This is a genomic window from Brevundimonas sp. (assembly GCF_041688735.1).
Classification (GTDB): domain Bacteria; phylum Pseudomonadota; class Alphaproteobacteria; order Caulobacterales; family Caulobacteraceae; genus Brevundimonas.
The window spans coordinates 1-23,858 of the sequence record NZ_JBDNHO010000085.1 but is presented as its reverse complement, the minus strand read 5'-3'; the positions used below and the strand labels follow the sequence as shown (position 1 = coordinate 23,858).

At 66.6% G+C, this 23,858-nt stretch carries 26 protein-coding genes; 15 read left to right on the top strand and 11 right to left on the bottom strand.

Features of this window, described 5'->3' with window-relative positions:
- Positions 1-15 precede the first annotated feature (15 nt).
- From ACESMO_RS08775 to ACESMO_RS08765, 3 genes are read right to left on the bottom strand one after another with little or no spacing between them, the layout of a single operon-like run.
- Positions 16-2,454 (bottom strand): LPS-assembly protein LptD, encoded by a 2,439-nt coding sequence (locus ACESMO_RS08775; protein ID WP_372707782.1) that lies wholly within the window; start codon positions 2,452-2,454, stop codon positions 16-18.
- Positions 2,455-2,499: 45 nt separating this feature from the next.
- The gene (lptG, locus tag ACESMO_RS08770; protein WP_372707781.1) at positions 2,500-3,627 is read right to left on the bottom strand and encodes an LPS export ABC transporter permease LptG; all 1,128 of its coding nucleotides are present in this window, start codon (positions 3,625-3,627) and stop codon (positions 2,500-2,502) included.
- The gene (locus ACESMO_RS08765; protein WP_372707780.1) at positions 3,624-4,757 is read right to left on the bottom strand and encodes an LptF/LptG family permease; all 1,134 of its coding nucleotides are present in this window, start codon (positions 4,755-4,757) and stop codon (positions 3,624-3,626) included. The genes lptG and ACESMO_RS08765 overlap by 4 nt, the downstream gene beginning before the upstream one ends.
- A 132-nt stretch (positions 4,758-4,889) precedes the next feature.
- On the opposite strand from ACESMO_RS08765, the gene ACESMO_RS08760 reads away from it, so the two are divergent.
- From ACESMO_RS08760 to ACESMO_RS08750, 3 genes are read left to right on the top strand one after another with little or no spacing between them, the layout of a single operon-like run.
- A complete protein-coding gene (locus ACESMO_RS08760; protein WP_372707779.1) occupies positions 4,890-6,365 on the top strand; it encodes a leucyl aminopeptidase in 1,476 nt (491 codons plus the stop codon).
- Between the two features lie 22 nt (positions 6,366-6,387).
- Entirely contained in the window at positions 6,388-6,849 is a 462-nt protein-coding gene (locus tag ACESMO_RS08755; protein WP_372707778.1) for a DNA polymerase III subunit chi, read from the top strand.
- An 8-nt stretch (positions 6,850-6,857) separates the two neighbouring features.
- Positions 6,858-7,163 carry a hypothetical protein gene (locus ACESMO_RS08750; protein ID WP_372707777.1) on the top strand — a complete coding sequence of 102 codons (306 nt, stop codon included), beginning with the start codon at positions 6,858-6,860 and terminating at the stop codon, positions 7,161-7,163.
- Positions 7,164-7,267: 104 nt separating this feature from the next.
- On the opposite strand, the gene ACESMO_RS08745 is transcribed toward ACESMO_RS08750, so the two are convergent.
- Positions 7,268-9,157, bottom strand: coding sequence for an ABC-F family ATP-binding cassette domain-containing protein (locus tag ACESMO_RS08745; protein WP_372707776.1), 1,890 nt, complete (start codon positions 9,155-9,157; stop codon positions 7,268-7,270).
- Positions 9,158-9,202: 45 nt separating this feature from the next.
- Here ACESMO_RS08745 and ACESMO_RS08740 point away from each other — a divergent pair, with 45 nt between their 5' ends.
- The 5 genes from ACESMO_RS08740 to ACESMO_RS08720 all read left to right on the top strand — a co-directional run bounded on the left by ACESMO_RS08740 (position 9,203) and on the right by ACESMO_RS08720 (position 11,169).
- Positions 9,203-9,517, top strand: a complete 315-nt coding sequence (locus ACESMO_RS08740) for a type II toxin-antitoxin system Phd/YefM family antitoxin (RefSeq protein WP_372707775.1) — start codon at positions 9,203-9,205, stop codon at positions 9,515-9,517.
- Positions 9,514-9,933 (top strand): type II toxin-antitoxin system VapC family toxin, encoded by a 420-nt coding sequence (locus tag ACESMO_RS08735; RefSeq protein ID WP_372707774.1) that lies wholly within the window; start codon positions 9,514-9,516, stop codon positions 9,931-9,933. The genes ACESMO_RS08740 and ACESMO_RS08735 overlap by 4 nt, the downstream gene beginning before the upstream one ends.
- A gap of 77 nt (positions 9,934-10,010) precedes the next feature.
- Positions 10,011-10,430: a nucleoside-diphosphate kinase gene (gene ndk / locus ACESMO_RS08730; RefSeq protein ID WP_372707773.1), complete on the top strand. Its 420-nt coding sequence runs from the start codon at positions 10,011-10,013 to the stop codon at positions 10,428-10,430.
- A gap of 89 nt (positions 10,431-10,519) precedes the next feature.
- Positions 10,520-10,708 carry a DUF1275 family protein gene (locus tag ACESMO_RS08725; RefSeq protein WP_372707772.1) on the top strand — a complete coding sequence of 63 codons (189 nt, stop codon included), beginning with the start codon at positions 10,520-10,522 and terminating at the stop codon, positions 10,706-10,708.
- Complete coding sequence (locus ACESMO_RS08720; protein ID WP_372707771.1) at positions 10,669-11,169, top strand: YoaK family protein; 501 nt, start codon at positions 10,669-10,671, stop codon at positions 11,167-11,169. The genes ACESMO_RS08725 and ACESMO_RS08720 overlap by 40 nt, the downstream gene beginning before the upstream one ends.
- 2 nt (positions 11,170-11,171) lie before the next feature.
- Here the strand turns inward: ACESMO_RS08720 and purN are convergent, their stop codons facing one another.
- Positions 11,172-11,765: a phosphoribosylglycinamide formyltransferase gene (purN, locus tag ACESMO_RS08715; RefSeq protein WP_372707770.1), complete on the bottom strand. Its 594-nt coding sequence runs from the start codon at positions 11,763-11,765 to the stop codon at positions 11,172-11,174.
- Between the two features lie 110 nt (positions 11,766-11,875).
- On the opposite strand from purN, the gene ACESMO_RS08710 reads away from it, so the two are divergent.
- Positions 11,876-12,307 carry a hypothetical protein gene (locus tag ACESMO_RS08710; protein WP_372707769.1) on the top strand — a complete coding sequence of 144 codons (432 nt, stop codon included), beginning with the start codon at positions 11,876-11,878 and terminating at the stop codon, positions 12,305-12,307.
- Here the strand turns inward: ACESMO_RS08710 and purM are convergent.
- A complete protein-coding gene (gene purM, locus ACESMO_RS08705; protein ID WP_372707768.1) occupies positions 12,304-13,341 on the bottom strand; it encodes a phosphoribosylformylglycinamidine cyclo-ligase in 1,038 nt (345 codons plus the stop codon). The genes ACESMO_RS08710 and purM overlap by 4 nt on opposite strands.
- An 80-nt stretch (positions 13,342-13,421) precedes the next feature.
- On the opposite strand from purM, the gene rnd reads away from it, so the two are divergent.
- A complete protein-coding gene (rnd, locus tag ACESMO_RS08700) occupies positions 13,422-14,570 on the top strand; it encodes a ribonuclease D (protein ID WP_372707767.1) in 1,149 nt (382 codons plus the stop codon).
- A 266-nt stretch (positions 14,571-14,836) separates the two neighbouring features.
- On the opposite strand, the gene ACESMO_RS08695 is transcribed toward rnd, so the two are convergent.
- Positions 14,837-15,298: a peptidylprolyl isomerase gene (locus ACESMO_RS08695; RefSeq protein ID WP_372707766.1), complete on the bottom strand. Its 462-nt coding sequence runs from the start codon at positions 15,296-15,298 to the stop codon at positions 14,837-14,839.
- 75 nt (positions 15,299-15,373) lie between these two features.
- Between ACESMO_RS08695 and ACESMO_RS08690 the strand changes: the two genes are divergently transcribed.
- A complete protein-coding gene (locus tag ACESMO_RS08690; protein ID WP_372707765.1) occupies positions 15,374-16,096 on the top strand; it encodes an RlmE family RNA methyltransferase in 723 nt (240 codons plus the stop codon).
- 7 nt (positions 16,097-16,103) lie between these two features.
- Here ACESMO_RS08690 and ACESMO_RS08685 read toward each other — a convergent pair whose 3' ends face one another.
- Complete coding sequence (locus tag ACESMO_RS08685; protein ID WP_372707764.1) at positions 16,104-16,652, bottom strand: DUF2061 domain-containing protein; 549 nt, start codon at positions 16,650-16,652, stop codon at positions 16,104-16,106.
- A gap of 290 nt (positions 16,653-16,942) precedes the next feature.
- Between ACESMO_RS08685 and guaB the strand changes: the two genes are divergently transcribed.
- The 4 genes from guaB to guaA are packed head-to-tail and all read left to right on the top strand — an operon-like array spanning position 16,943 to position 21,803.
- Complete coding sequence (gene guaB, locus ACESMO_RS08680) at positions 16,943-18,403, top strand: IMP dehydrogenase (RefSeq protein WP_372707763.1); 1,461 nt, start codon at positions 16,943-16,945, stop codon at positions 18,401-18,403.
- A gap of 11 nt (positions 18,404-18,414) precedes the next feature.
- Positions 18,415-18,831, top strand: coding sequence for an MAPEG family protein (locus ACESMO_RS08675; protein ID WP_372707762.1), 417 nt, complete (start codon positions 18,415-18,417; stop codon positions 18,829-18,831).
- 9 nt (positions 18,832-18,840) lie between these two features.
- Positions 18,841-20,253, top strand: coding sequence for an RsmB/NOP family class I SAM-dependent RNA methyltransferase (locus ACESMO_RS08670; RefSeq protein WP_372707761.1), 1,413 nt, complete (start codon positions 18,841-18,843; stop codon positions 20,251-20,253).
- Entirely contained in the window at positions 20,250-21,803 is a 1,554-nt protein-coding gene (gene guaA, locus ACESMO_RS08665; RefSeq protein WP_372707760.1) for a glutamine-hydrolyzing GMP synthase, read from the top strand. Before ACESMO_RS08670 ends, guaA begins: the two co-directional genes overlap by 4 nt.
- A 3-nt stretch (positions 21,804-21,806) precedes the next feature.
- On the opposite strand, the gene ACESMO_RS08660 is transcribed toward guaA, so the two are convergent.
- The 3 genes from ACESMO_RS08660 to ACESMO_RS08650 form a co-directional block, all read right to left on the bottom strand.
- Positions 21,807-22,595: a DUF2189 domain-containing protein gene (locus ACESMO_RS08660; RefSeq protein WP_372707759.1), complete on the bottom strand. Its 789-nt coding sequence runs from the start codon at positions 22,593-22,595 to the stop codon at positions 21,807-21,809.
- Between the two features lie 97 nt (positions 22,596-22,692).
- Complete coding sequence (locus ACESMO_RS08655; RefSeq protein ID WP_372707758.1) at positions 22,693-23,151, bottom strand: cytochrome c family protein; 459 nt, start codon at positions 23,149-23,151, stop codon at positions 22,693-22,695.
- A 153-nt stretch (positions 23,152-23,304) separates the two neighbouring features.
- Positions 23,305-23,706, bottom strand: a complete 402-nt coding sequence (locus ACESMO_RS08650) for a hypothetical protein (protein WP_372707757.1) — start codon at positions 23,704-23,706, stop codon at positions 23,305-23,307.
- Positions 23,707-23,858 lie beyond the last annotated feature (152 nt).

Sequence of the window (23,858 nt, the reverse complement as noted above, 5' to 3'; positions counted from 1 at the left end):
GCACCCGTCGCTGCGTCAATATCCTGTACCGCCGAAAGTGGCGAGGGTTAGGCGCACATAGGGTCCTTCCGAAGGACCGGAGGGTCGAACGACCGTATTGTCGCGCCGCCAGCCCAGCTCCACGCGGAAGCAGTCGTCGTCGAACAGCAGGCCCACCTCCGAGCGAACCAGAAAGCCCGGATCGGGCTGGCCGGGCCTGGGCGTGCGTTCCAGATCGGCGATGCCCGAGAAGGAGACGCCCCAGTTTCCATAGACGAACTGTTGTCCCGCGACCTGCAGGAACTCGTAGTTGCGGTTGTTCGGCCCCGCGAGTGGATTTGAACGATCCAGAATATAGCTGACTGTCGCCAGGTTCCGGCGACCCCAGCGACCCTCCACGGCGAGTTCCGCGCGTCGGACGTCGCCCGACGAGTCGATCGTCGCGTGTCCCCAGCCCCGGATGCGGTCCGAAGGCGAGAAGCTGCCCTGCACGACCCAGTCGGATGTGTCGGATGCCAGGCCGGACGGGTCGTACAGTTCCGCCGGCGCGTCAGGGATGGGAACGAGATAAGCTGTTTCCTCATCGGCACGCAGGCTGCGGCCGACGAACAGGCTGGCCTGGCGACTCTCGTCCCAGCGCAGGGTCGCCCGCGCGCCGGCGGTGAAGCGCGCTCCACCTTCGTACAGATCATAGCCGGGGAAACGGTCCACCCGGAACAGCGAGCTTTCGTCCAGCTCCGCCGACTGGCTGTCCTCGTTGGGAATGCGAGGGTCCAGGTCAGATTGGGTCGACACCGACAGCTGCGCCATCGGCTCAATGATCAGGTCCGCGTCGCCGAAGCGGCGGATCAGGGGGTAGCTGATATCCAGTCCGGCTGTCGCGCGGCCGCGGCCGATCTCTTCCCGTTCGAGACCCAGCGACGGCGGCAGGTCGTCCACCGAATAGAGGTCGGCGCGCACATCGACGAACGGCTCCCAGCGCACGCCGGCGGCTGACGTCAGCGTGCGTCGCCATTCGGCCACGCCGGTGATCCTTCGGCTGTCCACGCCCGGCAGGCCCGCCGTCGGACCAGTCGGGATAAGCTGGGATCGCAGCACCGGCCCGCCGACATAGTCGTCGCGGAACAATGAGACGGCGGAACCCCTCAGGCGCAGGCGCCCGCCGAGCACCGGCGCATTGGGCTCCCAGCGCGCATCGATCAAGGGGGCGACGATGGGCAGGGCGCCGTCGCTCTCGAACACGTTCAACGCAGGGGTAACGGTGCTGAACCGTGAGACCCTCAGGCTCTGCAAGGCGAAGGCGGCCACCGAGACGTAGGATCGCGCGGTCTGGTGCTCGGCGTAGATCTGGCTGATCAGTCGCCGCTGATCGCCGTAGTAAAGGCCGTTGTCCTGATAGGGATCACGGATGTCGTAGCGGTCGAACAGCGTCTTGTCCGATGTCCGCTCGGCGGTGAAACCCCAGCGCCACGGGCCTTCGGGATCGAAGCGGCCGTAACCCAGGAAATAGCTCCGGCTGGTCCGGTCGCCAAACTTGACGTTGCTTTCGGCTGAGCCGTCTCCGTCCAGATCGAAGTCTCCGAAATTGCGCTCGTATGTGTAGCCCCCCCGCGCGACGACCACGCCGTCGGCGAAGCGCCGCCGCCATTGCAGGTTCAACAGGGGCGCGACGCGGGTATTGATCTGTAGGCTGATCAGCCAGTCCTCGGACGGCGAGAGCACCCGCAGATAAGGAACCTCCAGGCTGATCCCGCGACCTTCGTCATAGCTTGGGATCGGCACCAGGAAGCCTGACACCCGCTCTACCGTCGGATCCGGGTGGGCGAAGAAGGGCAGGTACAGCACCGGCACGCCGCCGACCTTGAACACCGCGTTCCGGTAGAGGACGGCGCGGAGCTCTTCGTCCTGGACCACCTTCTCCGCCTGGATGGAGATGCTGGGTTCCTTGGGGTTCCCCTCGGCGTCGCAGATCGGGCAGGGCGTGAACAGGGCATAGTTCAGCTCGTTGACGTTCTCGCTCCGCCGGACAGCGGTCGCGGCCATCAGACTGGCGCCGTTGTTGAAGCGAGTAGCGAAATCGACCGCCACGCCGGCTTTGAGGTCTGAATCCAGTTCCAGGTGGCTGGCGAAGACGGTGGTTCCGTCCGGGTCGATGAACTCGACCCGGTCGTCCGCCGTGGCCACTCCCAGACCAAGATCGTAGGTCAGTTGTCCGGCGCGAAGCGTCGTGTTTCGAAAGCGCGCGAGCACACGCTGTTCTCCGCCCGTGGCCGAGATCACGTCGCCCTCGCGGCTGGCCGAGTCGGCTTCCAGATAAACGGCGTCCGGCGTCAGGCCGTCGGGTCCGGGCGCGGGGGCCGGCACCGCGTCCTGGGCCAGGGCGCCGCCGCCGACGGCTGCGACGGCCATGGCGGCGACTCCGGCCAGCAACCGCAGGCGCAAGGCTCCCGTTTCGAGGCTGCGGTGGCGCGGCATTCAGGCTCACTCAATGGACGACGGACGGACGGGAAGGCGGTTCGCTTAGCCGTCTTCCGTATAGAACAGCAAGGTGAAGGCCGCGAGCGCCGTCAGCAGCGGCGGTAACCAGGCGGCCAGCCATGGCGGAATGACCTCGGCCGAGCCGAAGGCCGAGGCGGCCTGGTTGACGAAGAAGAAGCCGAACCCCAGCACGACCGCCGCCGCGCTCATCCGCGCCAGATCGCCGAGTCTCATGAGCCGCAGAGAGAAGGCCGCCGCCAGGATCGACATGGCCGCGAACATCAGGGGCGTCGCCAGAAGCTGATGCAGCCGCAGCCGATAGGCGGTCGAAGAAAAGCCGGCGGCCTCGATCCGTTCGATCTGACCGGGCAGGGACCAGAACGGCGTCGACTGGGGTCGCGCGAATCGCTCGAAGGCTTCCTGGTCGGCCAGGCTGGAGGGCAGGTCCAGGGTCGCGTACCTTACCGCCCGTTGTCCGATCTGGGCACCGACCGCGTCCTCCAGACGCCACCGCCCGGCGCTGAGCGCCGCCGAGGCCGCGTCGATGCGCTCGGAGAAAATTCTCAGGTCCTGGCCGTCGTTGGCATAGATGAAGAAGGTCACGCCCAGCAGCCGTCCGGTGGACTGGTCCTGCCGATCGGCGCGGATGACCATCTGGCGGGCGTCGTCCCCCTCGCGAATCCATACCGTCGCGGGCGCGTCCGATCCTGCGGCCGCTCCGGAAAGACGCGACCGCTCGCGCTGGAACAGGCCGTCGGCGGCCGAGGCGGTCGGGCCCAGCGCCGCGACCGTCACTACGCCGAACAGGAAGGCCGCGCCGGCGGCGGGCAATACGAAGCGCCAGGCGGAAACCCCCGCCGCCCTCATGGCGATCAGTTCGCTGTGCCGGTTCAGGCTGACGAAGGCGACCAGCGTTCCGAACAGAAAGACGAAGGGCAGCAACTGGATGATGACCTGCGGCGACTTCAACAGCATCAGGCCGAGGATGCGCGCGCCCGACAGATCGACGTCCGAACCCACGCCTCGCGACACTTCGACGAAATCGATCAGCATGATCAGGGCCGCGATCACGCCCAGCGCGACCAGCAAGGACCGCGCCTGCTGCTTGAGCACATAGCGTTCGATGCGGCCCAGTCGGACGCGCGAAACCGGCAGCGTCAGCCGGCTCATGCGAACCGCGCCTTCAGTCGCTCATAGGCCGGCCAGCGCCGTCGGCGCCGGGGCTTGAGCGCTCGGAACAACAGGCGCAGCGCGATGACTGTCGCCGCGATCGGCAGCAGATACTGCAAGACGTTCAACCAGCCGTTCCATGCGCTGGCCGAGACGATGCCGTAGCCCGCGATGCGAATCAGCAGGAAGGCGGCGGCCGCCTTGCCGATGCGCCAGCTGTAGCCGGTCCGGTTGTAGGCACCGCCGACGATGGCGTTCAGGGCCATGGCCATGGCGACCAGGGCGTAAAGCGGCGCTGACAGGCGGGAATGAGCCTCGGCCGCCAGTTCGCCGGGGGATCCGACCCGGTTCAGGTCTTGGGGGGACGGATTGAGCAACTGGGGCAGATAGAGGTCCGACGGCTTGTACCGGATCGGCTCGGTCACGTCGGAGTAGGCTCCCAAGGGAAAGTCATATCGGCCGAACGAGAGTTGTTCGAGCACGCCGCGCGACGAGAATCGCTGCCAGGACCCTTTCAGCATCGTCAGGACGGGTTCGCCGTCGACGCGCCCGAAGCGCGCCTCGGCCGCGTCCCAGGACGTGGCGTCGTTGTCGCCCTTGACGTAGACGAACAGGTTCTTGAGCAGGCCGTTCTGCTCGATCTGCTGGACATAGACCGTCAGGCCGTCTGGGCCCTGCACGAACCGCCCTTCCTCGACCAGCAGGGCCGCCAGGTCGGTGCGGATGGCGAAGGTTTCGGCGCGGGCTTGCCGCAGGGCCCAGGGCTGGCCCACCGTGGTGATCAGCAGCGTCAGCACGGTGGCTCCTGCGGCGATGCGGATCGCGGGCCGGATGGCGGACCAGCGGGTGACGCCCGAGGCGAAGACGGCCGTCAGCTCCTGCTCCCTTTGCAGCCGGGTCAGGGCCATCAGGGCACCGACGAAAAGACCGATGGGAATGATCACAGCCAGCAGCTGCGGCACCGCCAGCAGCGTCAACTTGACCATGACCCAGACGCTCTGCCCGCGTTCGACGATGACTTCCAGCTGTTCCAGACTCTGGCTCAGGATGCCGATCCCGGCCAGCGCCGCGCACGCGCCGACGACAGGGCGCGCGATCTGGCGGAAAAGATAACCTTGAATCAGCGTCATAAATGGAGGAAATCGCCGTTGCAGGCGGCTGCTGGAAAGCCTCTAATACACATACAGATGCGGCCGTGACAGGCGCGCCGCGCATTCAACAGTGATCATGACCGGGACGCCCAATCCCGGCCGGAGTATCGTATGAAGATCGAATTCGTCGCATCCGCCGGTTCGGCTGAAGTCCTGGCCGTCATGGTCCATGAAGGCCGGTCGCTGGCCGGCACGGGCAGTGACCTCGACACGGCGACCTCCGGTGCCCTGACCCGCGCCATGAACGCCAGCCGCTTCAACGGCGGCTCGAACAGCACGCTCATCGTGGCGGCCCCGGCGGGCGTGGAGGCCGCGACCATCGTCCTGACGGGCGCGGGCGATCCCGCCAGGTTCGACGATCTCGCTCTCGAAGCCGCGGCAGGGGCCGCCTATCACGCGGTCAAGCTGTCGGGTGCCTCTGCCCTGACCTTCGACTGCCATCATATGTCTGCCGAACAGGCCGCCCGCGCCGCCTTCGCCGCGCGTCTGGCGAGCTACCGCTTCCTGAAATACCGCACCACGCTGAAGCCCGAGAAGACGCCGTCCATCGAGACCATAAAGGTCGTCGCTGCCGATCCCAAGGCCGCCAAAGCCGCCTATGCCAAGCTGTCGGCCGTCGCCGACGCCATCGAGTTCTCGCGCGATCTGGTCAGCGAACCGGCCAACATCTTGTACCCGGAAGAGTTCGCCAAACGCGTCAAGGCGCTGGAGAAATTGGGCCTTGAGGTCGAAATCCTCGGCGAGAAGCAGCTTGAGAAGCTCGGGTTCCGGACTCTGCTGGCCGTCGGCATGGGCAGCGTGCGCGACAGCTACGTCGCCATCATGAAGTGGAACGGCGGCAAGAAGGGCGAACAACCCATCGCCTTCGTCGGCAAGGGCGTCTGCTTCGACACCGGCGGCATCTCCATCAAGCCGGCCGACGGCATGGAGGACATGAAGTGGGACATGGGCGGCGCCGCCGCCGTGGCCGGTCTCATGCACGCGCTGGCCGGCCGCAAGGCGAAGGTGAACGCCATCGGCGTTCTTGGCCTGGTCGAGAACATGCCCGACGGCGCGGCCCAGCGGCCGGGCGACGTGGTCATGTCGCTGTCCGGCCAGTCGGTCGAGGTGCTGAACACCGACGCCGAGGGTCGCCTCATCCTGGCCGACTGCCTCTGGTACACGCAGGAAACCTTCAAGCCGAAATTCATGATCGATCTGGCGACCCTGACCGGAGCCATGATCGTCGCGCTGGGCCTCGAGTATGCGGGCGTCTTCTCCAACGACGACGAGGTCGCCAACGCCATCCTGGCTGCGGCGCCCAAGGTCGGCGAGAACGTCTGGCGCATGCCGATCCCGGCCTTCTACGAGCGTCACATCGACACCCCGATCGCCGACGTGAAGAACACCGGCAACGGCCGCGCCGGTGGCTCTATCACCGCCGCCCTGTTCCTGCAGCGTTTTACCAACGGCACGCCCTGGGCCCACATCGACATCGCGCCCGTCGCCTGGGTCAAGGACAGCCGCCACCCGACCGTGCCGGACGGCGCCGTCGGCTGGGGCGTGCGCACGCTCGACCGGATGGTGGCCGACAGTTTCGAGAGCTGAGACGAGGGGAGGGCAGGACCGGATGCCAGAAGCGAAACCTGAAATCTGGTTCTACCACCTCGAGCGGTCGACGCTGGACCAGGTTCTGCCCGGCCTTCTGGAGAAGACGCGCGAGCGAGGCTGGCGCGCCTTGGTGCGCGCCGCCACACCGGCACTGATCGACGATCTGGACGAGCGTCTGTGGACGTATCGGGACGACGGGTTTCTGGCCCATGCCAGGGCGTCAGAGCCTCATCCCGACCGCCAGCCCATTCTGCTGACGCAATCCGTGGAGAACCCGAACGCCGCTCAGGCGCTGTTCATCGTGGACGACGCACAGCTTGGCGATACGGAAGGCTACGACCGATGCTTCATCATCTTCGACGGACGCGACGAGACCGCTCTGACAGGCGCGCGCGAGCGGTGGAAGACCTTGAAGGCGGCCGGAGCCGACCTCGCCTACTGGAAGCAATCTCCCGAAGGGCGCTGGGAAAAGGCGGCCTGATCGCCCTGGTGGCGCTCGCCGCCTGTTCGACGCCGGCCTCCGACGCTTCGGCGCCCCGCGCCGTAGAACGGGCGCAGCTAAACCAGCCCGTCGGCACCCACAATCCACAAAGTCCGACGGTCGACGTCTGCAAGGCCGGCGAACTGCAATGGCTGGTCGGGAAACCCAGGACCGAGATTCCCGTTCCTGTGGACGTGGTCAACCGGCGCGTCACCTGCACCACCTGCCCGGTCACCCAGGATTATTCGCCCCACCGCCTGAACATCTTCTTCGACGCGCAGACCGGGATCGTCGAACAGGTCAGCTGCGGCTGAGGCCTGCGTCGCTCAGCGCAGTTCGGTCTGTCGCTCAAGGCCGTACAGCGCCTCGTCCATGTCCTTGGCCTGACGGGCCTCGCGCGAGCGTTCGACGGGCGCGGTCATGCGACCTCCGCCAATGCCTCCTCCGCCGCCACCCACGCCGCCTCGGCCGTATCCAGGTCGGACTGCGTCTTGGCCCTTGCCCGCGTCAGGCCTTCCAGCGCCTTGGGATTGCTGACCGAGGCATTAGCCACGTCGTCGTCGATGCGGGAGATTTCCGACGTCAGCTGGGCCATTCGCTCCTCGGCCTTCTTCACCGCATGCCGCAGGGTCGATGGCGAAGGGCCTGATTTTTTCTTGTTGCCCCTATCGCTCGCACCACGGGTGCTCGCTGCTTGAGGGGCCGCCTCATCCTTGATCTGGCTGGGCTTCACCGCCGCCTGTTTGGCGCGGTCCAGAACGAAGCGGGCATAGTCGTCCATGTCGCCCTCCCACGGCTTGACCGAGCCGTCGGCCGCCAGCCAAAGCCGGTCGGCGACCATCTCCATCAACGAGCGGTCGTGGGTGATCAGGATGACGGCGCCGGAATAGTCATTCAGGGCGTCGAGCAGGGCGCGGCGGCTGTCGATGTCGAGGTGGTTGGTCGGTTCGTCGAGGATCAGGATGTGCGGTGCGTCCATCGCCACCTGATTGAGCAGCAGGCGCGCGCGCTCGCCGCCCGACAGGCTGGCGACGGTGGTCTCCTGCTTCTCGTAGCCGAGGCCCCATTGCGCCAACTTTGAGCGGCGCGCGCTCTCGGCGGCGTCGGGCATGGCCCGGCGGATGATCTCCAGCGGCGTGTCGGTCGGGTCCATGGCCTCGATCTGGTGCTGGTGGAACCAGCCGACGCGCATCTTGCGGTCGCGATGCAGTTCGCCCTCGGACACCTTCAGCGCCCCGGCGATCATCTTGGCGAAGGTCGACTTGCCCGCGCCGTTGACGCCCAGCAGGCCGATGCGGTCGTCCAGGTCCATCCGCAGGTTCAGATTGCGCAGGATCGGCTTGCCGGTCTCATAGCCGACATTGGCCCGCTCCAGCCGGATCAGCGGCGGGGCCAGAGGGCGGGGCGGGGAGGGCAGGATGAAGGGGGCGACGCGCTCCTCGATGGTCGTGGCCACGGGCTGCATCTTGGCCAGCCGCTTCATCCGCGACTGGGCCTGGGCGGCCTTGGAGGCCTTGGCCTTGAAGCGGTCGACGAAGGCCTGCAGGTGGGCGCGTTCGGCGTCCTGCTTGGCCTTGGCCGACATCTGCAGCCGGGCCTTTTCGGCTCGGGCCTTTTCGAACTGGTCGTAGTTGCCGGTGTAGAGCGTCAGATTGCGGTTCGCGAGGTGCAGGATGTGGGTGCAGACCTCGTTCAGCATCTCGCGGTCGTGGGAGATGATCAGGGCGGTGTGCGGATATTTCTTGAGCCGCGCCTCAAGCCACAGGGCCCCTTCCAGATCGAGATAGTTGGTCGGTTCGTCGAGCAGCAGCATGTCCGGCTCGGCGAACAGGGCTGCCGCCAGGGCGACGCGCATGCGCCAGCCGCCGGAGAATTCCGACATCGGCCGTTGCTGGTCGTCATGGTCGAAGCCCAGGCCGACAAGGATTTCGGCGGCGCGGGCCGGGGCGGCGTCGGCGTCGATCTCGATCAGCCGGGTCCAGATCTCGCCCATCTCCTCGGGCTCGGCGGTCTCCAGCCGGCCCAACAGGCGGTGGCGCTCCTCGTCGGCCTCGAGGATGGTCTCGAGCACGCTGACGGGCGTGGCGGGGTGTTCCTGATCGACCGAGCCGATGCGCGCGGTCTTGGGCAGGCTGATCTCGTCGCCACCGGCGGCCAGTTCGCCGAGGATCAGTTTGAACAGGGTCGATTTGCCGATGCCGTTGCGGCCGACCAGCCCGACCTTGGCCCCGGGCGGCAGGGAAACGGAGGCGTCCTCGAGGAATTTGCGCCCCCAGGCGTTGAAGGTCAGGTCGGTGATCTGGAGCATGGGGAGGGATTGACTTCGGAACTGGTCACTTCAATATGACTGGTCATGACACATGACCAGATCACGGGGGAGGTCGTCATAACGGCGACGGAGTTCAAGGCCAAGTGCCTTGAACTGCTGGATCGTGTGAAGTCGGGCGCGGTGAAGAAGGTTCATATCACCAAGCGCGGCAAGGAAGTCGCGATTTTGACAGGGCCCGACGGCGCAGAAGAACAGCCGTGGGATCCCCAAAGCATGTTCGGATCGATGAAGGGGATGATGATCATCGACGCCAGCATTGATCTGACCCGCCCGATCTATGAGCAGGTGTTTGGCGAGTTGCCGTTTGATGACGCGGAACCCTTGGATCCGGCGGCGTGAGCAACGGACTTCTGCTCGACACGCACGCCCTGATCTGGATCGTTCACGACGACCCCATCGCACGAACCGCGCGGGAGGCGGTCATTGCTGCGGGAGGCAGCGGGACACTGTTCATTTCCGCCGCAACCGCGTGGGAGATCGGGTTCATTGCCTCGAAGCCATCTCTTTTGCGCATCATCGGACAAGACGCCAGGGCTTGGTTCGCGCGCGCGGTCGACGCTACCGGGGCAGAAATTGTCGATCTGACCGCCGCCTTGCTTCTGGACCTTTCGGTCCTTCCCGAGCCTTTGCATCGCGACCCCGCGGATCGCATGATCATTGCAACGGCGCGCGCGCGCGATTTGACGATTGTCACTCGTGACCGCGCCATCCTGGACTATGGCGACGCCGGTCACGTCCGCGCCTTGGCCTGTTGATCGGGACGGGTTGGAAAGCGGGGAGGCCGCCGCTATAAGCCCGCGACCTTCAAACCCCCCAACAAGAAGTCACTCCCATGACCGAACGCACCTTTTCCATCATCAAGCCCGACGCCACGCGCCGCAACCTGACCGGCGCCGTCAACGCCGTGATCGAGGGCGCTGGCCTGCGTATCGTCGCCCAGCGCCGCGTGCATCTGACCGAGGCCCAGGCGAAGAAATTCTACGAAGTCCACGCCGAACGTCCCTTCTACGGCGAACTGGTCGGCCAGATGACCGCCGAGCCGGTCGTGGTTCAGGTGCTGGAAGGCCCCAACGCCGTCGCCGCCTATCGCGACGTCATGGGCGCGACCAACCCCAAGGACGCCGCCGACGGCACCCTGCGCAAGCTGTTCGCCCTGTCGATCGGCGAGAATTCGGTCCACGGTTCGGACTCTAACGAGAACGCCGGCATCGAGATCGCCCAGTTCTTCACGGACGACCAGATCGTCGGCTGATCGCCCCAGTCCCATTATTCTCCAACGGCCGGATCGATAACGATCCGGCCGTTTTCGTGTCAGGGTCCCGCCTTCGTCGAGGATTTGCCGTGAAGGACTACAGCCGCAAGGGTGTGATGCTCGCCGCGACCCTGTCGGCGCTTGCGGGCTATGTCGACGCCGTCGGCTTCATGACGCTGGGCGGCTTTTTCGTCTCCTTCATGAGCGGCATTCGACCCGGCTGGGCGTCGGCCTGGCCTTGGGCGAATGGACCCAGGCGGCGGTCGCATTCGGCCTGATCGCCCTGTTTTTGGTCGGGGTGGTGATGGGGGCCACCGTGGCCCGACGCTTCGGCGAGGATCGGCGCTCGGCGGTGCTGGCCGTTGAAGCCGTCCTGTTGCTGATCGGCGCGGGCCTGTGCACCGCTGGCTGGCGGGAGCTCGGCATGGTCGCCGTAGTTCTGGCCATGGGCGTCGAAAACGCCGTGTTCCAGCGTCAGGGCGATGTCGGCGTCGGCCTGACTTACATGACCGGAACCCTGGTGCGGATGGGCCAGCGGATCGCCACCGCCCTGCATGGCGGCGCGCGATGGGACTGGATACCTTTCCTGCTGCTGTGGATCGGTCTGTCCGTCGGCGGTGCGATCGGGGCGGTCAGCTTCCTGCGTTTCGACGTCCTGGCGCTGTGGCCGGCCTTCGCCGTGGTGGCGGGGCTGACGCTCGCGGTGAGACTGGCGGAAATGCGGGCCGGACGGACCTGAATTCAGTCTCGTCGGCAGACCTCGGCGAGCACCCGCGGGTAGAGATCGTGTTCCGCCACCAGGACGCGCTGCGCCAGCGAGCCGGGCGTGTCGTCGGGCAGGATCGGCACGACGGCCTGGCCCAGAAGAGGGCCGTCATCGACGCCCTCCGCGACCAGAAGCACGGTGCAGCCGGCCTCGGCGTCGCCGGCGGCGATGGCGCGGGCATGGGTGTCCAGTCCCGGATATTTTGGCAGCAGGCTGGGATGGATGTTGAGTATCCGGCCCGCCCGACGACCCACCAGCCAGGGGGTGAGCAGACGCATATAGCCGGCCAGGGCGACCACTTCGACGTCATGCGCTGTCAGGGCGGCATCGACGGCGCGCTCGTGCGCCTCCCGGTCCTTGCCGAACGGCTGCTGGTCCACAGCAAGGGTCGCGACGCCCTTGGCTTGCGCGACGGCCAGACCACCGGCCTCGCGGTTGTTCGACAAGACCAGAACGACCTCGAACGGCGAGCCGGCTTGCCGCCCGGCGTCGATCAGCGCGGCCATGTTGGAGCCGGCGCCTGAGATGAGGACGGCTACGCGCGCGGGGCCGGAGCGGCTGTCCGGCATCAGATGGCCGGGCGGTGAGCCGGATCACCGATCGACTCCGGGATCGCTCCAGCCGGGGCAATGGACAGCGCAGGCATCGGCAACCTCACGGTTAATGGAAGAGGCGAACCTTGCCGGGCAGGCGGGGTCGGGTCAACGGCACGGGTCGACAGGCGGGCTGTCGCGCTTCACGACGGCTTCAGAAACAGTGCGGCCGTCGTTTCGGAGTTTCTCGGAATCATCGAACCGCCCCCGAGGCGGACACCCGCACCTTCCAGAGTGAGGACCAGGCCCATCTGCGGCGGCTGACGATCGAGGGCAGTGTCGCGGACGGCAATCTGAACCGGGTCTGCGTGATTCAGGCCCGGCGCGGCGGTTTCGACGGCGCAAGGGCGTCGGTCCGGCCGGTGATGCGCCAGCAGGGTTTCGCCGCCGAGGCGGACCTGCCGGCCGACCGTTCGATCTGGACCAGGGACGGGGTGACGGTGTCACTGCGTCAGCCCGCCGGCGCGGCGGCGATTGTGCGGGTGACCTTCAGCAGCCTCGACGCCGAAGGTTTTTAGGCGGCTTCCAGCTGGCCGCAGACGAAGGCGACCTCGCCGTCGTTCAGCAGGGCTTCCAGCACCGGCTCGGCGTTCTCGGGGGCGACGACCAGGATGAAGCCTATGCCGCAGTTGAAGGTGCGGCGCAGTTCATGGTCCGAAATGCCGCCGGTCTCGCCCAGCCACTGGAACACATGCGGCAGCGGCCAGGCATTCCAGTCGAAGGACGCCCGCAAGCCCTCGGCGATGCAGCGGGGCGGGTTCTCGATCAGGCCGCCGCCGGTGATGTGCGCCGCCCCCTTGATCAGACCCGCCTTCATCAGCGGCAGGACCGGTTTCACATAGATGCGGGTCGGCTCCATCAGGGCCTGGACCAGGCTGCGGTCCTTGGCGAAGGGGGCGTCGTCGGCCCATGACAGGCCGGATTTCTCGACCACCTTGCGGATCAGCGAATAGCCGTTCGAATGGGGCCCGGACGATGCCAGGCCGATGATGACGTCGCCCGCCGCCTGTCGGTCGAGATAGGGCAGGGCGTGTCCCCGTTCGACCGCGCCGAGCGAGAAACCGGCCAGGTCATAATCACCACCTTGATACATGCCGGGCATCTCGGCGGTCTCGCCGCCCACCAGGGCGCAGCCGGCCTGACGGCAGCCCTCCGCGATTCCGGCGACGACCCGTTTGGCGGCGTCGATCTCAAGCTTGCCGGTGGCGTAATAGTCGAGGAACAGCAGCGGTTCGGCCCCTTGGGCCAGCAGGTCGTTGACGCACATGGCCACCAGATCGATGCCGACCCCGTCATGGCGTCCGGTCTCGATGGCGATCTTCAGCTTGGTGCCGACGCCATCGGTGGTGGCGACGATCAGCGGGTCGACGAAACCGGCTGCCTTGAGGTCGAACAGGGCACCGAATCCCCCCAGCGACGCCTCGGCGCCGGGGCGGCGCGTCGATTTCGCCAGCGGCTTGATGGCGTCCACCAGCATCTCGCCGGCATCAATGTCCACGCCCGCATCGGCGTAGGTCAGGCCATTCTGGAGCTTGTCGGGGGTGTCGCTCATCGGTCACGGGCCTGAATCAGTGGACGGATTTCTGCGGCGCCTCTTGCCACAACCACATCGCGCGGGGCTATAGCATCCGAATGACGCCGATCACCACAACCGAGGCGCTGCGCGAGTTCTGCGATCGCCTGGCCACCGCCCCCTTCATCACCGTCGACACCGAGTTCATGCGGGAGACGACCTATTGGCCTCGCCTGTGCCTGATTCAGGCGGCGTCGGCCACGGACGCCGCCATCATCGATCCGATGGCTGAGGGGCTGGATCTGGAGCCCTTCCTCGACCTGCTGCGCGACCCGAAGATCATCAAGGTCTTCCACGCCGCGCGTCAGGACACCGAAATCTTCGTCAAACTGGGGGCCATGCCCAAGCCGATGTTCGACACCCAGGTGGCCGCCATGGCCGCCGGCTTCGGCGATCAGGTGTCGTACGAGGCGCTGGTCCGCCAGATGCTGAAGCAGGAGGTCGACAAGGGCAGCCGCTTCACCGACTGGGCCCGCCGACCGCTGTCGGAAGCCCAGCTGGTCTATGCGCTCGGTGACGTGACCCATCTGGCCGCCCTCTATCCCAAGCTGCGCGACAGCCTGCAGAAGGAAGGCCGGCTTGACTGGGTCATGGCCGAGATGGAGGACCTGACCGATCCGGCGCTTTACGACACCGATCCGGAGAAGGCCTGGAAACGGCTGAAGCCCAAGAAGTGGTCAGCCAAATACCTCGCCGTCTTCGTCGCCACCGCCGTCTGGCGCGAGCGCGCGGCGCAGGAACGCGACCAGCCGCGCGGTCGCATCCTCAAGGACGAGGCCATCGACGAGGTCGCGGCCCAGGGCCCGACCGACGCTGAAGGCTTCAACCGTCTGCGCTCGGTGCCCAAGGGATTCGGCGCGTCGCGGCTGGGTCTGGAGCTGTGCGCCGAGCTCAAGCGCGTGCTGGCCGACCCCGAGGCCCATGCGCCCAAGCTGGACCGCCCGGCCCACAATCAGCCCGCGCCGCCTTCGGTGGTCGAACTGCTGAAGGTGCTGCTCAAGGCCAAGAGCGACAACGCGGGGGTGGCCACCAAGCTTCTGGCCAACGTCGCCGACCTCGAAAAAATCGCCCTCGACGACGACGCCGACGTCGATGCGCTGAAGGGCTGGCGCCGTCAGTTGTTCGGCGAGGACGCGCTCAAGCTCAAGCGCGGCGAAATCGCTCTGGTCCTGAACGGGGCCCGGGTCGAGGTCGTGGAGATCGAATAATTTGAAATCCGCTCATCCCGGCGAAAGCCGGGACCCAGTCCTGTCCAGCTTGACGGTGGTGTTTCAGGACTAGACCACTTTTGCTTCAGGTCGAATCGCCCTGAATCCAAAAAATGGTCCAGAATCATGCTGGAGCGAAATCTGAGCCTTGATGGACTGTGTCCATCAAGACCGATTTCACTCTAGGGATTTGACCTCGTCTTATCCGCTGCATCGCCCAAAGAACTGGGTCCCGGCTTTCGCCGGGATGAGCGGGATTTTGGTATCTAACCCACCGTCGCCTTGACGATCTTGCCGGGCGAACGGGGCGGTTCGCCCTTGGGCAGGGCGTCGACGTTGTCCATGCCTTCGATCACTTCGCCCCAGACGGTGTATTGGCCGTCGAGGAAGGCGGAGTCGTCCAGGCAGATGAAGAACTGGCTGTTGGCGCTGTTGCGGTCCGAGGTGCGGGCCATCGAGCAGACCCCGCGGGCGTGGCGCTCTTTCGAGAACTCGGCCTTCAGGTTCGGCTTGTTGGACCCCGAGGTTCCCGTGCCGGTCGGGTCGCCGCCCTGGGCCATGAAGCCCGGGATGACGCGGTGGAAGACCACGCCGTCGTAGAAGCCTTCCTCGGCCAGTTCGGTGATGCGCGCCACGTGGCTGGGGGCCAGGTCGGAGCGCAGCTTGATGACGACGTCGCGGGCTTCGCCGTCGCCGGTGTCAAGGGTGAAGGTCAGGGTCTCGGCCATCGGCGCGTTCCTTTCGGCAGGGGGAATGTGGCGGGGGTCATAGCCCGTGAAGTCTGTCCCGGCTATGTGGGATGAATGAGCGACAAGGAAAAGCCCCCCGAGGCCGCGCCGGAACGCCGCCGCATGGTCCGTCCCCCCTCGGGCGGGACCGCCGCCGGGCGGGGCATGGGCACCAAGATGAAGACGGCGGACACCAAGTCGATGTCCAGCCAGCAGTGGATCAAGCGCCAGCTGTCCGACAAATGGTCCGAGCGCGCCCGCGCCGAGGGCTGGCGCAGCCGCGCGGCCTTCAAGCTGCTGGAGATCGACGACCGCTTCCACCTGATCAAGCACGGCAGCCGCGTGATCGATCTGGGCGCGGCCCCCGGCGGCTGGGCCCAGGTGGCCGTCAAGCGCGGCGCGATCTCCGTCGTCGGCGTCGATCTGCTGATGGTTGAACCCATCCCCGGCGCGACCATGCTCCAGGCCGACTTCACCCATCCGGGCGTGGACCGGCAGATGATGGATCTGCTGGGCGGCGCGCCCGACCTGGTGCTGTCCGACATGGCGCACAACACGGTCGGCCACCGCCAGACGGACCACCTGAAGATCATCGCCCTGATCGAGATCGCCGCCGACTTCGCCATCCGCACCTTGAAGCCGGGCGGGCATTTCGTGTCGAAGAATTTCCAGGGCGGCGACGCCGGCGGCGTCCTGGCCCGGCTGCGTGCCGAGTTCGAGACGGTCAAATACGTCAAGCCGGAATCCAGCCGCAAGGACAGCGCCGAGGTGTTTCTGGTGGCGATGAACCGGCGTTAGGCTGACGTCAGGCCGAGGCCAGTTCCGCCGCCCGCGCTGCCTTCTTCGCCTCGATACGCGACCACACGCGGTCGTGGACGGTGAAGAACACCGTCTGCACCAGCGGCTCGATGATGCCGATGGCCAGGGCCACGCGCCAGTTCTGGGTCAGGGCGTAAGCCACCGCCACCGCCACGACGAAATGCATCAGGCCGTAGGTCACGGTCTTCACCGCGACCTGTTTGAATGAGCGGGGCAGGGCGTGGCTGTGGCCATGATGGCCGTGGGCGCGGGTCTGCTCTTCCGGTGCCATGACGCCGAGACGGGCGGTAAAGGCCTCGGACGCCTCTTCCAGTCCCGACAGCGTCCGTCGTCGCTCGATGCGGTGCCAGATCCGGTCGTGGAAGGTATAGGCGATGGTCTGGAAGAAGGGCTCGACCACGCCGATGGCGAGGGCCAGCCGCCAGTCGCGCGTGATCGCAAAGGCCACCAGAATGGCGACCATCAGGTGCATCACGCCATAGCTCGCGATCTTTAGCGCGAGCTGGCGGGCGGTACTGATGATCAATCCGACCATGACCCCTCGAAAATCGGCACGACGGCAGCGAAACGCAAGCGCCTCGTTGCTTATACGCGCTGGACCACTTTTTGCTTCAGGTCGAATCGACCTGAATCCAAAAAGTGGTCCAGAATCATGCTGGAGCGAAATCTGAGCCTTGATGGACTGCGTCTATCAAGACCGATTTCGCTCTGGCGGCGGTTGTGGTTGTCGCCGCTCCGTTTTTTTATGGAGCGCGGCGGTAGCCCACCGCGATTGACTTCGGCGCCGCAACAAGGGATACGCGGCCCGCAAAACGGAGACTCCTCATGGAGATACGCGAAGGGCTCACCTTCGACGATGTTTTGCTGGAACCCGGCCCGTCAGAGATCATGCCCGCCGACGCGGACGTCTCGACGAACCTGACCCGCGACATCAGGCTGAACATCCCCCTGACCTCGTCCGCCATGGACACGGTCACCGAAAGCCGGCTGGCCATCGCCATGGCCCAGGCCGGCGGTCTGGGCGTCCTGCACCGCAACCTGACTGTCGAGGAACAGGCCGATCAGGTCCGCGAGGTCAAACGTTACGAAAGCGGCATGGTCATCAATCCGGTGACCATCACGCCGCAGACGACGCTGGGCGAAATCCGCGCCATCGTGACCAAGAGGAAGATTTCGGGCTTCCCCGTCGTCGATCCCGTCAGCGGCAAGCTGGTCGGCATCCTGACCAACCGCGACATGCGCTTCGACACCGATCCGAACCGCAAGGCCATCGAGCTGATGACCACGGGTGATCTGGTCACCGTGCGGGAAGGTGCCGGGCGCGACGAGGCCCGCGCTCTGCTGCGTGACCGCAAGATCGAGCGCGTCATCGTCGTCGACGAGGACTATCGCGCCACCGGCCTGATCACGATGAAGGACATCGAGAAGGCCCAGGCCCACCCCCACGCCGCCAAGGACGATCAGGGCCGACTTCTGGTCGGGGCCGCCTCCACCGTCGGTGATGCGGGCTATGAGCGTTCCATGGCCTTGGCCGAGGCCGGGGTGGACGTCGTGGTGATCGACACGGCGCACGGTCACTCTATCCATGTCGCCCGCGCGGTCGAGCGGGTGAAGCGCGAATCGAACCGCATCCAGGTCATTGCCGGCAACGTCGCCACCTACGACGCGGCAAGGGCGTTGATCGACGCCGGGGCGGACGCGGTGAAGGTCGGCATCGGTCCGGGCAGCATCTGCACCACACGCATCGTCGCGGGCGTCGGCGTGCCCCAGCTCACGGCCATACTGGAGGCGGTTCGGGCCGGTCGCGCCGCCGGCGTGCCGATCATCGCCGACGGCGGCATCAAATATTCGGGCGATCTCGCCAAGGCCATCGCGGCCGGCGCCTCGGTTGCCATGATGGGCTCGATGTTCGCCGGCACCGACGAAAGCCCCGGCGAGGTCTTCCTGTACCAGGGCCGGTCCTACAAGTCGTACCGGGGTATGGGCTCGGTCGGCGCCATGGGCGCGGGCTCGGCGGATCGCTATTTCCAGAAGGAAGTCGAGGATAGCCGCAAGCTGGTGCCCGAGGGCATCGAGGGTCAGATTCCCCACAAGGGTCCGATCGCGCATGTCATTCACCAGATGGTCGGCGGCCTTCGCGCCGCCATGGGCTATGTCGGCGCCGCCACCATCGCCGATTTCCAGGAGCGCGCCCGCTTTGTCCGCATCACCGGCGCGGGCCTGCGCGAGAGCCACGTCCACGATGTCATGATCACGCGCGAAGCGCCCAACTACCGGCAGGGATAGGGAGAACGAGAATGGGTGACGGCTGGATCCGGGTGGCGACCCCCGAACTGACCATGCTGGCGGCGACGCTGGTGCTGGCCTTTCTGCACATCTTCCTGCCGGCGGCGGGGCGTACCATGGCCAACGGGATCGGCTGGAACGCCGGTGCTCGCGACGGCGTCCCCGTCCGTCCCGGCATCGTCACCGAACGACTGGAACGGGCCCAGGCCAATCTGTGGGAGACGTTGCCGCTGTTCATCGGCGCGGTCCTGATCGCCCATGTGGCGGGCAAGACCGGCGACCTGACCTTCTGGGGTGCCCAGGCCTATTTCTGGGCGCGCCTGATCTACATCCCGCTGTACGCCTTCGGCGTGCCCTTCGTGCGGTCCATCGTCTGGATGGTTTCGGTCGCCGGACTGGTTGCCATCTTTATCGCCCTCTTCGCCTGAAAGCCTGAATTGACCCCAGCCGCCCGCCTCGCCGCCGCCGCCTCCGTTCTGGACAGTATCGCTCAGGGCCGCGCCCCCGCCGAGGTGGTGATCAAGGCCTGGGGTGCCGCCAACCGCTATGCGGGCTCCGGCGATCGCCGCGCCGTCGCCGACCGCGTCTATCAGGTGCTGCGCGCCCGCGGCCGGCTGGTCGCCGCCATGGGCGGGCGCGAGGACGGGCGGGCGCTGGTCGTCGGCTCGCTCGCCTTCCTCGACAATCTGTCGCTGGAAGAGATCGAGGCGCTGCATTCCGGCGACGGCTACGGCCCGCGACCACTGTCCAAACAGGAACGCGCCCGGATCGCGGCGGGGGAGGGCGACCTGCCCGCGTCGACCGCCGCCGGCCTGCCGGAATTCGTCGCCGAGGACCTCAAGGCGGTCTTCGGTGATCGCTGGACCGAAGAAGCGAAAGGCCTGATGGGACGGGCTCCGGTCGATCTGCGCGTCAACACCGCGCGGACGACGGTCGAGGCCGCCCGGGCCGAGCTGACCGCAGCCGGTCTGAAGCCCGAGCGGACGCCATGGTCAGCCGTCGGCCTGCGCCTGCCCTCCGAACCGGCGCCGAATGTTCAGGCGCTGGACGCCTTCAACGCCGGTCGCGTCGAGATTCAGGACGAAGGCAGTCAGATCGTCACCTGGCTGGCCGGTGCCGGCCTGTCGTTCACGCCCGAGACCGTCGTGGTCGACTATTGCGCGGGTGGCGGCGGCAAGACGCTGGCGCTGGCGATGCTGGCCCTGCCTGTCGCCGATGTCGCCCCGGTTCTGACCCCCAGGGCCACCGGATGGTCGCCGGTCGGCGGCGAGGAGTCCAACGCCTCTGCCAAGGTCGACGTGGCCGCGTCCGGCATGCGCCTGATCGCCTGCGACGTGTTGCAGAAGCGGCTCGACAACATCCGCCCGCGCCTCGCCCGCGCCGGCGTCGCGGCTGACCTGCGCCTGATCGGCCAGAACGGCGGCGGGGTAGAGGAATTCAACGGCAAGGCCGACCTGGTCTTCATCGACGCCCCGTGCAGTGGCTCCGGCGCCTGGCGTCGCCGCCCCGAGGACACATGGCGGCTCAAGGCCGACGAAATCGAGCGCCTGCACGCCCTGCAACTGCGCATCCTCGCCCAGTCTGCCCAACTGGTTAAGCGCGGCGGGCGGCTGGTCTATGTCACCTGCTCCATCCTCACGCGTGAGAACGAGGCCGTCGCCGACGCCTTCGCGGCCGCGCACCCGGACTTCCGGCCCGTCGACATCATTGATCTACTGGCCGCGCCGACCCTCACCGACGTCGCCCGACAGGGTCTGGCGAAGGCGGCGACCAGCAACCGCCTGCGCCTTTCCCCCGCCTCGACCCAAACCGACGGCTTCTTCGCCGCCGTCTATGAAAGGACCCTATGAGCGCCCACCAGAAGGTCCTGATCGTCGACTTCGGCAGCCAGGTGACCCAGCTGATCGCTCGCCGCCTGCGCGAGGCCAGCGTCTATTGCGAGATCCATCCCTACGACAAGGCGGACGCGGCGCTGACGGCCATGAAGCCCCAGGCCATCATCCTGTCCGGCGGCCCCGCCAGCGTGCATGAGGCTCACAGCCCCCGCGCCCCCCAGGCGGTGTTCGAGGCCGGGGTGCCGGTGCTGGGCATCTGCTACGGCGAGATGACCCTGTGCGAGCAACTGGGCGGCAAGGTCGAGGGCGGCCATCATCGCGAGTTCGGCCGCGCCGAGATCACCGTGCAGAAGACCTCGCCCCTGCTGGCCGACCTCGCCGCCGTTGGCGAGGACGAGATCGTCTGGATGAGCCACGGCGACAAGATCGTCGCCATCCCCGAGGGCTTCGACGTCGTCGCCACCTCGGCCGGATCGCCCTATGCCGTGATCGCCGACGAGGCACGCCGCTTTTACGGCGTCCAGTTCCACCCCGAGGTGATGCACACGCCGCGCGGCGCGACCATCCTCAGGAATTTCACCCATGGCATCGCAGGCCTGACCGGCGACTGGACCATGGCCGCCTATCGCGACGAGCAGATCGAGAAGATTCGCGCCCAGGTCGGCGACGCGAAAGTCATCTGCGGCCTGTCCGGCGGGGTCGACTCCTCTGTCGCGGCGGTCCTGATCCACGAGGCCATCGGCGACCAGCTGACCTGCGTCTTCGTCGACACCGGCCTGCTGCGCAAGGACGAGGCCCAACAGGTCACGACCCTGTTCCGGGAACACTATAACATCCCGCTGGTACACATTGATGCGTCGAAGGAATTCCTCGGTGAGCTGGCCGGCGTCTCTGACCCCGAGACCAAGCGCAAGATCATCGGCCGCGTCTTCATCGAGATCTTCGATCGCGAGGCCGCCAAGGTCGAGGGGGCCGAATTCCTCGCTCAAGGCACCCTCTATCCCGACGTGATCGAGAGCGTCTCGGCCACGGGCGGCCCCTCCGCCGTGATCAAGAGCCACCACAATGTCGGCGGCCTGCCGGACGTCATGAAGCTGAAGCTGGTTGAGCCCCTGCGCGAGCTGTTCAAGGATGAGGTCCGCGCCCTGGGCCGCGAACTGGGCCTGACCGATGCCTTCGTCGGACGCCATCCCTTCCCGGGCCCGGGTCTGGCCATCCGCGTCCCCGGCGAGATCACGCAGGAGGCCGTCGAGACCCTGCAACAGGCCGACGCCATCTACCTCGATGAAATCCGCAAGGCCGGCCTCTACGACAGCATCTGGCAGGCCTTCGCCGTGCTGCTGCCGGTCAAGACCGTCGGCGTCATGGGCGACGCCCGCACCTATGAAAAGGTTCTGGCCCTGCGCGCCGTGACCTCGACCGACGGCATGACGGCCGACTTCTTCGAGTTCCCGTGGGACGTTCTGGGCCGCTGCGCCACGCGGATCGTCAACGAGGTCCGGGGCGTGAACCGCGTTGTCTATGACGTGACGTCCAAGCCGCCGGGAACCATCGAGTGGGAATAGGCCTCAGCGCTCGACAATCCGCGTGTAGAGGTGCCAGGTCGCATAGCCGAGCACCGGCAGGACGACCGCCAGGCCGATGAAGGCGGGGATACATCCCAGCGCCAGCAGAAACGCCACGCGAAGACCCCATGAAGCCGTCGCCACCGGGTTGGCGCGCACGGCCCTGGTCGAGGTCGCGATCGCCGTCCAGGCGTCGACGGGCTTGTCCACCACCATGGGGAATGAGACGAGGCTCAGCGTGATGGTCACGACGGCGAAGGCAAGTCCGAACAGATTGCCGACGATGATCATGGCCCAGCCTTCCGGCGTGCCGAACAGACGCTGAAGGAACAGGCCCGGATTCGCGGGGCCGAGTTGCCCGAGGGTCGCCGCATGGATGGCCGCCGCCACCGCCACCCAGGTAAAGAACAGGACCATCAGGCCGAGCGTCATGATCAACAGTGCGGACCGGCTGCGACCTCGCATGGGGTCGAGGAAATGCGACCAGCCCGCGTCGAGCCCCAGCGCCCGGCGTCGCGCGAGTTCGTAGAAGCCCGACGCCACCGCCGGGCCGAGCACGGACAGGCCGGCGACGAGGGGGAAGAACAGGGGCAGGAACCGCTCATTGACGGCCATCACCGCCGCGGCCAGGCCGACCAGCGGATAGAGCAGGGCGAGCAGGACGATGTCCCCGCGCTTGGCCGAGAAGTCCTTCCAGCCCTCCGACAAGGCCCAGTTCAGATCCGCCTGACCGATGCGTCTGATCGCGGGCGGGGCCGCGAGGCGAAGCCGGGCTGAGGGCACGCTGGTCATATGGGCCTCGTGGACCGTGGATGAGGAACAGGCTTCGCCGATCATACACCCGTGTTCGTCTGACCTATGGTCACGCCTTGGTGATGATCGCCGGGGTTCAGGACAGGGTCTTGAGGTAGGCGATCACGTCGGCCCTCTCCTGCGGATCGCGCAGACCGGCGTAGCTCATAAAGGTCCCGGGCATGGATTTTCGCGGGTTTTCCAGGTAGGCGAAGATCGCTTCTTCCGACCAGACGATGCCGCTGGTCTTCATCGCGCTCGAATAGCGGACCTTGGGGATCGAGCCCGCCGGGCGGCCGACTACGCCGTGCAGCGACGGCCCGACCCGGTTCACTCCGGCCTCGACCACATGACAGGCCTGGCACCGGACGAACAGACGCTCTCCACTGGCGGCGTCGCCCGTCAGGCTGGAAAAGGCCACCAGAGCCGCCACCGGGGCCGGAGCGGCGGTGCTCGCCTTGCCGTTGGCTTTCGCGTCCTCGTCCCCGTCCCCGCCAGAACATGCCGCGAGGGCGAGCGTCGCCGCGATCGTGACCCATACGCCGGTGTGCCGCATCGCCGCCCCTGATTTCCCGATGGTTGAACCGGCTCCTTGAACCCGCAGGCCCACCCGACTGTCAACTCCGTCGCGGCAACCCGCCGCAGCGGCGTCCCGAGTCGCCAAGCACGGCGCTCCGAAGCGGACGTCCGGATTTTCCGCTAAGGGTGGTTAGCGGACGTCGGCGAGGTCGCCTCTTGGAAGGTTCTCGACCCCTCCATCCGCCGTCAGTCGGAACCGCCCACCGCCGTATCCAATCCCGGCATTTGCGACAACTTCGTAGACGACGCCAAGAGTGAGTTCCTTTGCCGCGACCTCGCGCTCGACCTCCTCAGGCGTTCTCGGTCCCCCAGCCAACGGGACCCCATAGGCGACAGGGAAGCGCGTTTCGCAATCGTGACCCACGCTGTTCCACCAAACGATACCAGCATCAACCAGTCCCAGGTTGTCGCCCGGCCCGGCTTCCACTCGGCGTTCGGGATCCTTTGCCGACACTATGATCGTCGTCAGGCAGGACGACGGTTTGGAGCGAGAGTTCGGATCAACGATGAACGTCAATCGACCGTCGATCATCGTGGCCAGTATTGTCCGCCGTCAGCGCCAATGAGACAGATTGAGGGTTCAGTTTAGAGGAGGGTTTTGGTCTCGTCGTAGTGACGAAGGAACGAAGATGAGACCAAAACCCTTGCCCTCGAAAGCGACGCCCGGCGAGCGGGTTGCGAAGG

Coding starts and splice junctions, on each gene's coding strand:
- ACESMO_RS08775 (WP_372707782.1), bottom strand. CDS start 2,454: ATGCCGCGCCACCGCAGCCTCGAAACGGGAGCCTTGCGCCTGCGGTTG.
- lptG (WP_372707781.1), bottom strand. CDS start 3,627: ATGAGCCGGCTGACGCTGCCGGTTTCGCGCGTCCGACTGGGCCGCATC.
- ACESMO_RS08765 (WP_372707780.1), bottom strand. CDS start 4,757: ATGACGCTGATTCAAGGTTATCTTTTCCGCCAGATCGCGCGCCCTGTC.
- ACESMO_RS08760 (WP_372707779.1), top strand. CDS start 4,890: ATGAAGATCGAATTCGTCGCATCCGCCGGTTCGGCTGAAGTCCTGGCC.
- ACESMO_RS08755 (WP_372707778.1), top strand. CDS start 6,388: ATGCCAGAAGCGAAACCTGAAATCTGGTTCTACCACCTCGAGCGGTCG.
- ACESMO_RS08745 (WP_372707776.1), bottom strand. CDS start 9,157: ATGCTCCAGATCACCGACCTGACCTTCAACGCCTGGGGGCGCAAATTC.
- ACESMO_RS08740 (WP_372707775.1), top strand. CDS start 9,203: ATGACACATGACCAGATCACGGGGGAGGTCGTCATAACGGCGACGGAG.
- ndk (WP_372707773.1), top strand. CDS start 10,011: ATGACCGAACGCACCTTTTCCATCATCAAGCCCGACGCCACGCGCCGC.
- purN (WP_372707770.1), bottom strand. CDS start 11,765: ATGCCGGACAGCCGCTCCGGCCCCGCGCGCGTAGCCGTCCTCATCTCA.
- purM (WP_372707768.1), bottom strand. CDS start 13,341: ATGAGCGACACCCCCGACAAGCTCCAGAATGGCCTGACCTACGCCGAT.
- rnd (WP_372707767.1), top strand. CDS start 13,422: ATGACGCCGATCACCACAACCGAGGCGCTGCGCGAGTTCTGCGATCGC.
- ACESMO_RS08695 (WP_372707766.1), bottom strand. CDS start 15,298: ATGGCCGAGACCCTGACCTTCACCCTTGACACCGGCGACGGCGAAGCC.
- ACESMO_RS08690 (WP_372707765.1), top strand. CDS start 15,374: ATGAGCGACAAGGAAAAGCCCCCCGAGGCCGCGCCGGAACGCCGCCGC.
- ACESMO_RS08685 (WP_372707764.1), bottom strand. CDS start 16,652: ATGGTCGGATTGATCATCAGTACCGCCCGCCAGCTCGCGCTAAAGATC.
- guaB (WP_372707763.1), top strand. CDS start 16,943: ATGGAGATACGCGAAGGGCTCACCTTCGACGATGTTTTGCTGGAACCC.
- ACESMO_RS08675 (WP_372707762.1), top strand. CDS start 18,415: ATGGGTGACGGCTGGATCCGGGTGGCGACCCCCGAACTGACCATGCTG.
- guaA (WP_372707760.1), top strand. CDS start 20,250: ATGAGCGCCCACCAGAAGGTCCTGATCGTCGACTTCGGCAGCCAGGTG.
- ACESMO_RS08660 (WP_372707759.1), bottom strand. CDS start 22,595: ATGACCAGCGTGCCCTCAGCCCGGCTTCGCCTCGCGGCCCCGCCCGCG.
- ACESMO_RS08655 (WP_372707758.1), bottom strand. CDS start 23,151: ATGCGGCACACCGGCGTATGGGTCACGATCGCGGCGACGCTCGCCCTC.
- ACESMO_RS08650 (WP_372707757.1), bottom strand. CDS start 23,706: ATGATCGACGGTCGATTGACGTTCATCGTTGATCCGAACTCTCGCTCC.